We start from the raw sequence: 13,235 nt of genomic DNA on the forward strand, positions 1-13,235 counted from the left end.
AAACGGGCTGTTAATTGTTGCCTAGATTAAAGTAAAATCTCTATTTTACTTGATAATAAGAATCGTTTTCCCGAGAGATCCTCTATGACAAATGTGTCAACCAACGTTAAACTTAACGCCAGCCAACTCACAGCCGACTTGTCGGTAAAGCAGTTTGCCAACCCAACACCGGCAGCAGAAATAGCACAAATATTTATTGGCCATGAAAGAGCAAAAGAAGCACTGACGTTTGGGTTATCAATGCCAGCACCTGGTTTTAATGTTTATGCGATGGGCGAGCCGGGTACCGGTCGTCAAACCTTGATCAAACAAATGTTATCAGCAACCGCAAGTCAAGAACCAACACCAGACGAGTGGTGTTATGTCAATAACTTTGATGATGCCAACAGCCCGCGAAAGTTATGTGTTAGTCCTGGAGATGGTAAGCAATTACTTACTCGTATGGAGACTTTTATTGATGAGCTGATGGATTTATTTCCGGAGATTTTTGATAACCCCGGCTATCAACGTCAAAAAGCCGCCATAGATCGTGAGTTTAACAAGAAATATGATCAAGCCATCAGTGAGGTTGAGGCCAGTGCTCTAAAAAACGATGTGGTGTTGTATGAAGAAAACGGTGAAATAGGCTTTTCGCCATTAGTGGAAGGAAAGCCGCTAAATGACAAAGAATTTGCAGATTTAAATGAGCCCAAACGAGCAGAGTTTTATCTTTTATTAGCAAAGCTGGAAGAATTGCTATCTGAAAAACTGATTGAGCTACCACATTGGAAGCGAGTATCGTCCGATAAACTGCGCAAGCTTAAACATGAAACGGCAGCACAAAGTATTCATCCGTTTTTGCATGAACTAGAGCTGGAGTTCGCTAACAATAGCGGCGTACTTAAGTATTTAGCCAAAGTAAAGCGGCATGTGGTTGATGCGGTATTAGAGTTATTGGTGGATGGCAGCAATGAAAGACGCAGTGATAAAGACTTGCGTAAACTCTTGGTGGAACGTTTTTTACCTAATCTGTTGGTAACGCGAAAAGTCGATGCTGGTGCGCCGGTAATTTATGAACAAAACCCAACCTTTCAAAACCTTTTTGGCCATGTTGATTTTGCTAGTTTTCAAGGTAGCAGTTATACCAGTTATCGGTTGATCCGGCCTGGGGCATTACATAGAGCTAACGGTGGTTATCTATTACTTGATGCTGATAAACTATTGACTCAGCCTTTAGTGTGGGCGCGGTTAAAATTAGCGTTAAAATCGCAGCTGATCACGATAGAAAATCCACATTCAGAGTTTGTGCAACCCGGTGCTTTTAGTCTGCAACCAGAAAAAATCCCGCTTAACGTGAAAGTTATTTTATTGGGTGATCCAGAAATTTACTACATGTTACAAGATTATGATCAAGAATTTACTGAGCTCTTTCGAGTATTAGCAGACTTTGATCGCCACTTAGAAAAAAATAAAAATAATTTAAATGATTACGCCAACTTAATTCGTCAACGTGCTTATCGTAATCAATACCCTGAAGTCACCGATGAAGCGGTACTTGAGTTAGTGCGATATGCATTAAGGCGTGCTGAGCATCAACACAAAATATCGGCCAACATAGTACAAGTTAATGACTTGTTAGATGAAGCGTTTTATTTATGGAAGTTAAGCGGTGCCAGCAATGGTCTTTGTGGTCAACATGTTGCAATGGCCTTAGCGGCTAAGCAACGTCGAACCGGGCGTATGAGTGAAGCTTGGTTAGATGAAATAAAAGAGCGCCAGTTACTCATTGATACTGAAGGAGAAAAAGTTGGTAAAATCAATGGTCTTACGGTGTTGGAAATCGGTGACAGCGTCTTTGGTACGCCAGCGCGTATTACTGCCACCGTTTATGCGGGTAGCCAAGGGGTGACCGACATTGAGCGCGAGGTTGACTTAGGAAAGTCTATTCACTCGAAAGGAGTATTAATTTTAAGTGGCTATTTAGGGCATAAGTATGCACAAAATTTTCCGTTAACTATTTCTGCCAATATCGCCATAGAGCAATCCTATGGTCATATCGACGGTGATAGTGCCTCTATGGCGGAGTTGTGTGTGCTGATTTCCGCCATTGCCAATTTACCCATTAGCCAAGGCATTGCCATTACGGGCTCAATGAATCAGCATGGCGAAGTGCAGTCGATAGGGGGTGTTAATGAAAAAATTGAAGGCTTTTATCAACTCTGTAAAGACAAAGGTTTAACGGGACAACAAGGGGTGATTATTCCAAAAACCAATACCATTAACTTGATGCTAGCGCCGGAAGTGATTCAAGCGGTTGCTGATGAGCAATTTAGCATTTACGCGGTGGATAATATTGATCAAGCGATCGAAATTTTAATGCAACGTCCAGCAGGAGAAGTTACCCGCACTGGTCGTTATCCAAGAAAATCAATTCATGGTTTAGTGCTAGATAAGTTAGCCGCATTTGCAGACCTACTTAATGGCGCTGAAGAGTAAAAAACCAATTACCTATATAGCTAGACTCAATAAACACAGCCATTGCTGTGTTTATTGCTTTTAAGGTAATGCAAAAACAACAATCGTTTAAAAAATAAGCATTATTTCAATTCTTTTTCTATACTCTGCATATCAACAATATTTTTTAATCTGACTTTACTGGCAGCGATGTAAGCCAAGCATAGAGAAAGTATTGTGCTTTATAGGTGCTATCTCAGTAAAGTGAATGAAGAGAGCAAGTTAGCGAAAGCGAAATAACAATAATAAGTAAAGGCAGTGAGCTGAAATGAGGAATTTTAATCACTTCACAACAGCTCCCTATAGGGTCAGGATGCTAACCTAATACGCATATTGGATCTATGCCCCAGCTACTTAAACCTTATTTTGCTCAGCACCTGACTTATTGAAAAAATTGGGGGCAATGTGCAATCATCTGAGCAATTTTCACAACTTTGGCCGATAGCGGCGTATTTCATCATACTCGTGACTATGTTAGTTGCTATGATGCTGTTGTCCTATTTTCTTGGCCCAAAAACCCATACCCGTGCAAAAAATACCCCCTATGAGTCGGGCATTATTTCGGTATCAAATAATAAAACCCGATTCAGCAACCACTTTTTTTTATATGCCATATTTTTTGTCATTTTTGATTTAGAAACCATTTATCTCTTTGCTTGGGTAATTGCCTTTGATGAAGTAGGTTGGCCCGGTTTTATAGAAGCGGGTATTTTTATAGTCGTGCTATTAGCGGCATTACTGTATTTGGCGCGTATTGGCGCGTTAACGTTAACGCGTCGACATCAACCGTTTAGAGTTAGCCAGCTGCAGCGCCAGCGTAAAGCCGATCACCAGAATGCAAAACAACAGCCGTTTCACCAACAGCAAACCATAGGGCATTAACCATGGAGTGGTCATTAACTAAAGCAAAACTCGATGATGCGATGAGTGAAATGAAAAGTGTGTCAGAGGCTGAGCTAAAGCGTAATGTTTTTCTGGCTAAGCTCGACGATATGGTGAATTGGGGCCGAAAAAACTCAATATGGCCGTTTAACTTTGGCTTAAGTTGTTGCTATGTCGAAATGGCCACCAGCTTTACCTCACGTCATGATATTGCGCGCTTTGGTGCCGAAGTGATTCGGGCAACGCCAAGGCAAGCCGATTTAATGGTTATTTCCGGAACTTGCTTTCGAAAAATGGCACCGGTGATACAACACCTGTATGAACAATTACTCGAGCCTAGGTGGATTATTTCAATGGGCTCATGTGCAAATTCTGGCGGCATGTATGACATATACAGCGTGGTGCAAGGGGTGGATAAATTTATCCCTGTAGATGTTTATGTACCCGGCTGCCCACCAAGACCGGAAGCCTTGCTTGAGGCGCTATTGCTATTGCAAAACAAAATAGCACATCAACCTAGGCCGCTAAGCTGGGTGGTAGGTGAACAAAATAATGCTCAGATAGTACCACCATCATTGCGCGATATTAAGCACCAAGAGCGTATTGAAGTGATCAATTTAGATCCCCCCGATCAGATCTAAGGCAAGCTGGTGGATATAAATGAATAAGCGAGCAAGCGAGTTGTAAGTAATAACGATAATAACTAACAAGTAAAGGGCGATTAATGACGGCGACGATAAACATGAAGGCAAGTAAAGATTGGCAGATGCAACAGCCTGTGCCTTTGCTTGATGAGATTATTGCGCTTTCGCCTACGCTTAACTTGCAGCCAGTGACAGCAGCTGAAAATATTTGTGATGAGGTACCTTCGTACTGGCTGGCAAAAAGCCAACTGATCAAATTGGCGCAAGTATTAAAGCAGGAGTTAAGCAAACCTTTTGATATGTGCTTTGATATTACCGCCATTGATGAAAGTGAACGCCAGCAACGCAGCGCTAATCGCCAAGCGTTTACCCTAAGTTATCACTTACGCTCATACCAACGCAATCAAGATATTCGCATTAAGATAGCCTTAACCGAGGCAGATAAAACTATCGAGAGTGTGTGTGGTTTTTGGCCCAATGCTAACTGGTATGAGCGAGAAGTTTGGGACATGTTTGGTATCGTGTTTCAAAATCATCCTTATTTAACCCGCATTTTAATGCCTAGTACTTGGCAAGGGCACCCGTTACTTAAAAGTCATCCGGCTCGTGCAACGGAAATGGATCCCTTTACGCTGCCCCCCCACCAACAAGATAAAGAGCAAGCTGCGCTGCAATTTAATCCTGAGCACTGGGGCATGAAAAGGCAAAGTAAAGATAGCGATTTTATGTTCTTAAACTTAGGGCCTAATCATCCCAGTGTCCATGGCGCCTTTCGTATTGTCTTGCAGATGGAAGGGGAAGAAATTGTTGATTGTGTGCCGGATATTGGCTATCACCATCGCGGTGCAGAAAAAATGGGCGAGCGCCAGTCGTGGCACAGCTATATTCCGTATACCGACCGTATTGATTACCTGGGCGGGGTGATGAACAATTTTCCTTATGTAATGGCAGTGGAGAAACTGGCTGGCATAACGGTACCCGATAGAGCAAAAGTGATCCGCATTATGACCGCGGAAATGTTTCGTATTCTCAGTCATTTGTTGTTTTATGGCACGTTTGCACAAGATATTGGTGCGTTGTCGCCGATATTTTACATGTTTGTCGACCGTGAAAAACTGTTTGGCATTATTGAAGCTTTTACCGGTGCGCGCATGCACCCAAGTTGGTTTCGAATCGGTGGTGTCGCCCAAGACTTACCCAAGGGTTGGCAAGCTTTAGTGCAGGATTATGTGAACTATTTACCTAAACGACTCGATGAGTATGAAAAAATGGTTATGCAAAATACCATTTTACAGCGGCGCACTAAAGGTATAGGTGCCTACTCAACCCAAGAAGCCATTGATTGGGGAGTCACAGGCCCAGGCTTACGCGCCACAGGTTTTTCATGGGATCTTCGTAAGCAGCGTCCGTATGCAGGTTATGATCAGTTTGACTTTGAGGTGCCACTGGGCCACAACGGTGATTGTTATGATCGTTGCCGAGTCCGAGTTGAAGAAATGCGACAAAGTATTCGGATTATTGAGCAATGTTTAAATAACATGCCAGAAGGACCCTATAAAGCGGAGCACCCACAAACCACACCACCACTAAAAGATCGTACCATGCGCGATATTGATTCCTTAATCCCTCATTTTCTTAATGTCTCTTGGGGACCTGTGATCCCTGCTGGTGAAGTATCGATAAGTGTTGAAGCAACCAAGGGGATTATGGCTTATCACTTATTCAGTGATGGCAGCACCATGAGTTATCGCACCCGTATTCGCACGCCGAGTTTTGCACATTTACAAATGCTGCCCTTGATCAGTAAAGGCCAGATGGTGGCTGACTTAATTGCCACGCTGGGCAGTATTGATTATGTAATGGCGGATGTTGACCGATGATGAATAAAGAGCTGGCTATGAATAGCATTGACACAGTAACAATTGACTATCAAACCTACTTAAGCGCCGCAGAAATTGCCGCGATTGAGCACGAGGTTAGCATTATGGAAACCCGTGACGCCGCCGGCATTGAAGCGCTAAAAGTGGTGCAAGCACATCGTGGCTGGATCAGTGATGATAGCCTGTTTGCCATTAGTGACTTGCTGGCCATGCCCATAGCCCAACTTGAAGGGGTAGCAACATTTTATAATTTAATTTACCGACAACCGGTTGGTCAATATGTCATTCATGTTTGTGACAGCATTGCCTGCCATTTAATGGGGTATGAAGCTGTGTTGATTGCCATCAAGCAACATTTAGCTATTGACTATGGACAAACAACTGCAGATGGCAAGTTCACTCTTTTATCTAATGCTTGCTTGGGTTGCTGTGATAAAGCCCCTGCGATGATGGTAGGAACTGAACACTACCAAAACTTAACCCCAGCAAGCGCGGTTGCTGTGCTAGCGCAGTTGGCGGCCAAAGGAGAGGCAGATGACTGTAGCTAAGTTTAATACGGTTATAACACCGCTGACGCAATGGGTTAATTTACAACAACCTTTGGACTTTACAGCCTATTGTCAGGTCGGCGGCTATCAAGCAGCAAAAATAGCCTTGACTGAGTATCAAGCGCATGAGGTGTTAGAGATAGTGAAAAACTCAGGGTTAAAAGGGCGTGGCGGCGCGGGATTTCCGACCGGCATGAAGTGGAGTTTTGTGCCTATGTATGCCCCTGAGGATAAAAATGCACCCGATAACAAGTATTTGATTGCCAATGCTGATGAAATGGAGCCAGGCACGTTTAAAGATAGGTTGCTACTTGAAGGTGCACCTCATCAATTAGTTGAAGCTATGATCATTGCCGCCTATACCATAGGTGCCAATAAGGCTTATATTTTTTTGCGCGGCGAATATCATTTAGCAGCAAAGCGCTTGCAACAAGCCATTGATGAGGCATACCAACACCAATGGCTAGGCGACAACATTCAAGGCAGTCAGTTTTCGTTAAATTTATACCTGCATTGCAGTGCCGGTCGCTATATTTGTGGTGAAGAAACCGCACTGATTAATGCACTCGAAGGTAAGCGGGCCAATCCAAGAGCTAAGCCGCCGTTTCCACAGGTCAGTGGCTTGTTTGGTAAGCCGACTATCGTTAACAATGTCGAAACCCTGTGTAATTTGCCGCATATCTTGAAAAACGGCATTGACTGGTTTCAAGGTTTAGCCCCGAACAGTGACGCCGGCACAAAAATTTATGGTGCCTGTGGTCGAGTTAAAAAGCCGGGCTTGTGGGAGCTGCCAATGGGGGTGACATTGCGTGAAGTGCTCTATCAACATGCTGGCGGCATGCAAGCAGGGCTAGCGTTTAGAGGCTTATTACCTGGTGGAGCATCAACAGACTTTTTAGTAGCAGAGCACTTAGATACGCCCATGGATTACGACTCGATTGCCAAAGTGGGCAGCCGTTTAGGTACCGGGGGCTTGATTGTATTAGACGATAAAAACTGCCCTGTGGCTATGGTGTTAAATTTAATGCGCTTTTTTGCACAAGAGTCATGTGGTTATTGTACGCCATGTCGAGATGGTACGCCGTGGGCGGTGGAGGTATTGGCTCGAATTGAACAAGGACAAGGACGCATACAGGATTTAGACACGTTATCCAAGCTGTGTGACTTTATGTGGATAGGGAAAACCCATTGCGCTCTCGCACCTGGCGCGGTAGAGCCGCTAAGAAGTGCTTTAAAATATTTTCATGACGACTTTCTTCAGCATATTGAGCATGGGTGTTGTCATTATAACCCCAGTGCCATCGCTAAACGCCGGCAAGTTGCACAATCGAGCGTGCAAGCTGTCACTACCAGTTCAAATATGACGGGGTCAGCTAATGAGTGAAAAGCAAGTCACCATTTTTATTGATGATGTGGCGTATCAAGTAAGTAGCACAGATAACTTGCTGGCGGCTGTGTTATCGCAAAAATTAAACTTGCCTTATTTTTGTTGGCACCCCGCGATGGGCTCGGTGGGCGCTTGTCGACAATGCGCGGTCATGCAGTTTCAAGACTCAACTGATGACAACGGCCGCATGGTAATGGCATGTACGACGCCGGTAACAGAGGGTATGCGTGTCAGCATCAAGCATCATCAAGCCAGTGAATTTCGTGAGCAAATTATTGCCGCCATGATGACTAACCACCCACATGACTGCCCAGTGTGCGCCGAAGGGGGGGAGTGTCACTTACAAGATATGACAGTAATGACAGGCCATAGTGTGCGTGAGTATCAGGGCACTAAGCGTACTTTCAACAATCAATACTTAGGTGAGCTTATTGGTCACGAAATGAACCGCTGTATTACCTGTTATCGCTGTACGCGGTTTTATAACGATTATGCCGGCGGTAAAGACTTTGGCGTGTTTGGCTCAAAAAATCAGGTCTATTTTGGTCGCCATCGCGATGGTGCGCTGGCCAGTGAGTTTAGCGGCAATTTAGTAGAAGTGTGTCCTACCGGTGTGTTTAGCAATAAAGTTTTTTCTGCACACTATACCCGTAAATGGGATTTACAATCAGCGCCATCAATTTGCAGTCATTGTGCGGTGGGCTGTAACCTCAGTATTGGTGAACGCTATGGCACAGTCAGGCGCGTAATGAACCGTTATAACGCCGAGCTCAATGGTTATTTTCTCTGTGATCGAGGTCGTTTTGGCATCGGCTTTGTTAATGCTGAGCAGCGCATCAGGCGAGTAAAAGGCGTTAATCAGCAATCGCCGGTGGCGTTGACAAGTTTAGATATTGCTAAGGCGTTTGCCCATTTTCGTAACAAATCTTTTTTGGCTATTGGTTCAGCTCGAGCATCCTTAGAAGCGAATTTTTATTTAAAGCAAATTGTCGGTGCTGAGCAGTTTTGTGCTGGCTATAATGATGACGAAATGATAGTGGCAGCGCAACATGCACAGCTGTTGGCCAAGCATAAACCGCCAAGTTTAGCGGCAATAGAGGCCAGCGACTTTGTTTTTATTGTTGGTGAAGATATCACGCAAACCGCGCCACGCATGGCGTTGTCGGTGCGACAAGCATTGCGTCATGCTGCGAAAGCAAAAGCGGCTAAGTTAGGTATTGCATCATGGCAAGATAGTGCGGTTAGAACCAGTGCGGGCAATGAGCTTTCTCCTTTATTTTTGCTACAAAGCACCAGCACGAAACTTGATGATGTTGCCGAGCAAAGCTTGTTATTGCCAGTTGGACAATTTGCAAACTGTATCCGCGTACTAACCGCTTTGTTGCAAAAAAGTGTCCTAAACCGCCACTTTGACTTGCAGCAAGCCCTTAACCAGTTAGCTACGCAAACGCCGTTAACTGAGCATGCGCAAGCTTTTATAGGCTCATTGTTTGAGGCGCTCTGTCAAGCGCAGCAACCGTTAATTATCGCCGGTTGCTCGAGTTGCCAAGGGCAAACATTAGCTGAAATTGAGCATTTGTTACAAGAGATAAAACAGCGCTCAGCAGCTGATGCCACTCAGTTACCTAAGCTGCCCCAGTTAGCGGTAGTGCCAGTAAGCGCTAATAGTGTTGGCATTTTATCGCTGCTAGATGAGCACACCTTGTCAATTTCCCAAGTGTTAGCCAAGCTGAAGCATCAGAAAAATACCTTCCAAGGCGTTATTGTGCTTGAGCAAGAACTAGCGAGTTTGAGTGATAGTGAAATTCAGCAGTTAAGAGCCATATGCCCAACCTTGATTGTTTTGGATCACTCAAGCACTCGCCTGTCAGTATTGGCTGATATCTTGTTACCCGTGGCTGCAGTCAGTGAAGGTGACGGTCATTATGTTAATTATCAGGGGCAAGTGCAGCGCTTTTATCAAGTGCATGCCCCAGTATTACCGATCCAAGAAAGCTGGCGCTGGCTAGATACTATCGCCGGTACTTTAACCGTTAACGGCGCTGAGTTTAGCGCGCAATCACAAACAAATAAAAAGCACGGTTTATGTCAGTCCTTAGCAGAGTTACACCATTACTTTCGCCAAACCTTTACTGATTGGCCGCAGTTAGTGCTAGATAAAATCGATGCGGGTACAACCAAAGCCTTTGCAAGAATGCCCCATAGAGCCAGTGGTCGCACCGCACAAATGGCAAACATCAGCGTTCATGAAGCAAAAACAACGCAAAAAATTGACGACAGTTTGAGTTTTTCCATGGAAGGGCAGCCGCTTGAGCGAGCAAGTGATATGCCATTTACTTGGGCACCAGGTTGGAACTCCAATCAGTCCATTAACCAATTTCAACGCCAAGTTAATGGTCAGTTGTTACAGCAAAAAGCAGCGCAATATATTACCGTTAGCGAACAAGTATTGAAGAACCCATGCTGGCAATTAACCGAGCCAGAGGCAAGTAGCCGCGTGACAACGTGCGCAAAGCAAGACCATATCGCAAGCGCAGACTCGATGTTAGTTAGCTATGTACAGCAGGCCAACATTTATTTAAGTGAGTGGCAAGCGGCGCAGACCGCAGAGTTTCAAATGTTGCGCGCTAGCAATTTATTGTCAATCAGCGCTGCTCTGGCCAAGCAATTTGGCATCACTAAAGGCCAGTGGTGTAAAGTGGTGCTTTCTTCGTGCCAAGGCATAACGCCTCGCATTAGCCATAGCGTGATTAGCCAAGTTGTAATTGTTGAGCAGCTGCCTGCTAACTTGATGTTTGGTAATTTCCCACTTAGTCCAAGCTTAGCGCCATGCCTTGAGGTGTATATAATAGCGGCAGAGCCACAAGCATTATCTGATTATCTAAGTGCATATAATGACCAGTTAATGGCCGCAAAAAAAAGCAAACAAGCACTACTGGAGCGGTTAAAAGCTAACGATCAGCATATTCCGATAAGGTTGCTATCGGGAGGATTAGACGATGACTGAGATGCTTTGGAAATTATTTGAGATCACAGTAATCATCGCGTTACTGATCCCGATGGCGGCAATGTTGGTCTGGGTTGAGCGGCGCATGATTGGCATTTGGCAAGATCGCCTTGGCCCCAATCGTGTTGGGCCCTTTGGCATATTACAATCTTTCGCTGATTTATTAAAAATTCTGGGTAAAGAAGACTGGGTGCCGCCTTTTAGTGATGGTCGGGTTTTTGTCTTAGCCCCCGTTATTGGCGCTTTGTGTGTGTTAATGAGCTTTGCCGTTGTGCCTTTTTCCTCCGTTATTGGCGTCTCTGATTTAAATATTGGTTTGTTGTTTTTTCTTGCCATGGCGTCCTTAGCCGTTTATGGCGTTGTGCTAGCGGGTTGGGCGTCTAATTCTAAATATGCCTTATTAGGTGGTATGCGCGCTGCGGCCCAAACCGTTAGTTATGAAGTGTTTATGGGCTTATCAGTGATGGGGGTGGTGCTGTTAACCGGCAGTTTTAACCTGCGCGAAATAGTGCTAGCACAAGCTGATGGCTGGCTGATCCAATCACAATTTATTGGCTTTATTATATTCTTAATTGCCGGTATTGCCGAAAGTCACCGTTTACCCTTTGACTTACCTGAAGCAGAAACAGAGCTGACGGCGGGGTTTCATACTGAATATTCTGGCTTGAAGTTTGCCTTATTCTTTTTAGGAGAATATTTAGGCGTTACCTTGATTTCTGCTATGTCGGTGGTGTTGTTTTTTGGTGGCTGGTTAATGCCAGAGCCGTTAGCATCATGGTTGCCGCCGCTAATTTGGTTTGTTGTGAAGGTGATGTGTTTGGTGATGTTTTTTATTTTACTAAGAACCTCGCTACCGCGACCACGATTTGATCAACTGCTAAAGTTTGGCTGGGTGGTGATGTTGCCCTTGGCCTTAGTGAACTTACTCGCTACCGCCTTGTTGCGCTTAAGTGGAGTGCTGTAATTATGTTTTTTGTTCAGCGAACACTTGCCCGTCTATGTAGCAATCAGGAGTCAGCCGATGTTTAGTCAACTGAGAACCTTATGGTTAGTGTTAAAACACACCTTTAGTAAAGCCGATACCGTGCAATATCCGGAACAAAAACCTTATCTTGCGCCTCGATATCGTGGCCGTATCGTGTTAACACGCGATCCCGATGGTGAAGAGCGCTGTGTGGCTTGTAACTTATGTGCCGTTGCCTGCCCAGTTGATTGCATTGCCTTGCAACAAGTGGTGGATGACGATGGCCGCAAACGTGCGGAGTTTTTTCGTATTAACTTTTCACGCTGTATTTTATGTGGTCTGTGTGAAGAAGCTTGCCCAACCTATGCCATTCAGTTAACACCCGATGTTGAGTTGGCAGAATACGACCGGCAAAACCTCGTTTATGAAAAACAGCACTTATTAATTAGCGGCCCAGGCAAGTACCCTGACTATAGCTTTTATCAACAATCGGGTATCGCCATTAAAGACAAACCAAAAGGCGGCGCAGAGCAAGAAAGACCACCCGTTGATATTAAAGGGTTAATGCCATGAATCGGGTAATAGGGGGATATGATGCTGACAGCTTTAGCGACTATTGAAAGTTTATTTTACCTTGCAGGATTAGTGGCAGTTATTGCGAGCCTGAAAGTAGTAACCGGTAACAATACTGTACATGCCTTATTATATTTGGTGGTGTCGCTGTTGGCGGTAGCAGTATGTTTTTACTTAATGGGCGCGCCATTTGCGGCCGGATTAGAGGTGATTGTGTATGCTGGTGCTATTTTAGTGTTGTTTGTTTTTGCGGTACTAATGTTTGGGTTAGGCAAAGATGAATTACGCCATGCACCCAAAAGCAATAACCTAGCCAATATGATCGCGGCGATGTTGTTAGCATTTGTGGTGCTGGTTGAATTAGTGATTATTATATATCACGGCGATATGCAGCAAAGCTTGCAAGCAAATGTTGTTGACTCAAAAGCGGTTGGCATTATGTTATATGGCCCTTATTTGCTCGCGGTTGAAATAGCATCATTTTTACTGTTGGCGGGGCTGTTAGCTGGCTATCACTATGCAAAGCCCGATGGCACAGAGGCAAGTTTATGACCACAATCCCATTATTTCATGTCTTAATTTTATCGAGCTTGCTGTTTGTTATCGGGTTTATTGGTGTGGTCGCGAGAAAAAATACCTTATTTATCTTGATGAGCCTTGAAGTGATGTTAAACGCGGTTGGTGTCGCTTTTATTGGCGCTGGCAGTGTCTGGCAACAAGCGGACGGGCAAGTGATGTTTATTTTAATCTTAACATTAGCGGCAGCAGAAGTGGCCGCAGGGTTAGCGTTATTAATTAGAATGCAAAAGCGCTATCACTCGTTAGATATTGATTTGTTAAACCGGATGAAGGGGTAA

General features: G+C 44.5%; 11 protein-coding genes. All 11 read left to right on the forward strand.

Annotation, left to right across the window (positions count from 1 at the left end; genetic code table 11):
* Window positions 1-84: 84 nt before the first annotated feature.
* The 11 genes from B6K83_RS01645 (at window position 85) to nuoK (ending at window position 13,235) form a co-directional block, all read left to right on the forward strand.
* Window positions 85-2,475 (forward strand): Lon protease family protein, encoded by a 2,391-nt coding sequence (locus B6K83_RS01645; protein ID WP_085282594.1) that lies wholly within the window; start codon window positions 85-87, stop codon window positions 2,473-2,475.
* A 423-nt stretch (window positions 2,476-2,898) separates the two neighbouring features.
* Window positions 2,899-3,375: an NADH-quinone oxidoreductase subunit A gene (locus tag B6K83_RS01650; protein ID WP_233143773.1), complete on the forward strand. Its 477-nt coding sequence runs from the start codon at window positions 2,899-2,901 to the stop codon at window positions 3,373-3,375.
* A 50-nt stretch (window positions 3,376-3,425) separates the two neighbouring features.
* Window positions 3,426-4,016, forward strand: coding sequence for a NuoB/complex I 20 kDa subunit family protein (locus tag B6K83_RS01655; protein ID WP_408607165.1), 591 nt, complete (start codon window positions 3,426-3,428; stop codon window positions 4,014-4,016).
* An 83-nt stretch (window positions 4,017-4,099) separates the two neighbouring features.
* Window positions 4,100-5,899: an NADH-quinone oxidoreductase subunit C/D gene (gene nuoC / locus B6K83_RS01660; protein WP_269843977.1), complete on the forward strand. Its 1,800-nt coding sequence runs from the start codon at window positions 4,100-4,102 to the stop codon at window positions 5,897-5,899.
* Window positions 5,900-5,916: 17 nt separating this feature from the next.
* Window positions 5,917-6,447, forward strand: a complete 531-nt coding sequence (nuoE, locus tag B6K83_RS01665; RefSeq protein WP_198951646.1) for an NADH-quinone oxidoreductase subunit NuoE — start codon at window positions 5,917-5,919, stop codon at window positions 6,445-6,447.
* The gene (gene nuoF / locus B6K83_RS01670; protein WP_085282598.1) at window positions 6,434-7,831 is read left to right on the forward strand and encodes an NADH-quinone oxidoreductase subunit NuoF; all 1,398 of its coding nucleotides are present in this window, start codon (window positions 6,434-6,436) and stop codon (window positions 7,829-7,831) included. Before nuoE ends, nuoF begins: the two co-directional genes overlap by 14 nt.
* Window positions 7,824-10,841 (forward strand): NADH-quinone oxidoreductase subunit NuoG, encoded by a 3,018-nt coding sequence (gene nuoG, locus B6K83_RS01675; RefSeq protein ID WP_085282600.1) that lies wholly within the window; start codon window positions 7,824-7,826, stop codon window positions 10,839-10,841. The genes nuoF and nuoG overlap by 8 nt, the downstream gene beginning before the upstream one ends.
* Window positions 10,834-11,805 (forward strand): NADH-quinone oxidoreductase subunit NuoH, encoded by a 972-nt coding sequence (nuoH, locus tag B6K83_RS01680; protein ID WP_085282602.1) that lies wholly within the window; start codon window positions 10,834-10,836, stop codon window positions 11,803-11,805. Before nuoG ends, nuoH begins: the two co-directional genes overlap by 8 nt.
* A gap of 57 nt (window positions 11,806-11,862) precedes the next feature.
* Entirely contained in the window at window positions 11,863-12,378 is a 516-nt protein-coding gene (nuoI, locus tag B6K83_RS01685; protein ID WP_085282604.1) for an NADH-quinone oxidoreductase subunit NuoI, read from the forward strand.
* Between the two features lie 18 nt (window positions 12,379-12,396).
* Window positions 12,397-12,930, forward strand: coding sequence for an NADH-quinone oxidoreductase subunit J (gene nuoJ, locus B6K83_RS01690; RefSeq protein WP_233143774.1), 534 nt, complete (start codon window positions 12,397-12,399; stop codon window positions 12,928-12,930).
* On the forward strand, window positions 12,927-13,235 hold the full coding sequence (gene nuoK, locus B6K83_RS01695) for an NADH-quinone oxidoreductase subunit NuoK (RefSeq protein ID WP_085282606.1): 309 nt from the start codon (window positions 12,927-12,929) through the stop codon (window positions 13,233-13,235). The genes nuoJ and nuoK overlap by 4 nt, the downstream gene beginning before the upstream one ends.

The sequence above is a fragment of the Colwellia chukchiensis genome, from assembly GCF_002104455.1.
Taxonomy (GTDB): Bacteria; Pseudomonadota; Gammaproteobacteria; order Enterobacterales; family Alteromonadaceae; genus Cognaticolwellia; species Cognaticolwellia chukchiensis.

What these genes read in the sequence shown, in the direction of transcription:
- B6K83_RS01645 (WP_085282594.1), top strand. Translation starts at nt 85, where the DNA reads ATGACAAATGTGTCAACCAACGTTAAACTTAACGCCAGCCAACTCACA.
- B6K83_RS01655 (WP_408607165.1), top strand. Translation starts at nt 3,426, where the DNA reads ATGAAAAGTGTGTCAGAGGCTGAGCTAAAGCGTAATGTTTTTCTGGCT.
- nuoC (WP_269843977.1), top strand. Translation starts at nt 4,100, where the DNA reads ATGACGGCGACGATAAACATGAAGGCAAGTAAAGATTGGCAGATGCAA.
- nuoE (WP_198951646.1), top strand. Translation starts at nt 5,917, where the DNA reads ATGAATAGCATTGACACAGTAACAATTGACTATCAAACCTACTTAAGC.
- nuoF (WP_085282598.1), top strand. Translation starts at nt 6,434, where the DNA reads ATGACTGTAGCTAAGTTTAATACGGTTATAACACCGCTGACGCAATGG.
- nuoG (WP_085282600.1), top strand. Translation starts at nt 7,824, where the DNA reads ATGAGTGAAAAGCAAGTCACCATTTTTATTGATGATGTGGCGTATCAA.
- nuoH (WP_085282602.1), top strand. Translation starts at nt 10,834, where the DNA reads ATGACTGAGATGCTTTGGAAATTATTTGAGATCACAGTAATCATCGCG.
- nuoI (WP_085282604.1), top strand. Translation starts at nt 11,863, where the DNA reads ATGTTTAGTCAACTGAGAACCTTATGGTTAGTGTTAAAACACACCTTT.
- nuoJ (WP_233143774.1), top strand. Translation starts at nt 12,397, where the DNA reads ATGATGCTGACAGCTTTAGCGACTATTGAAAGTTTATTTTACCTTGCA.
- nuoK (WP_085282606.1), top strand. Translation starts at nt 12,927, where the DNA reads ATGACCACAATCCCATTATTTCATGTCTTAATTTTATCGAGCTTGCTG.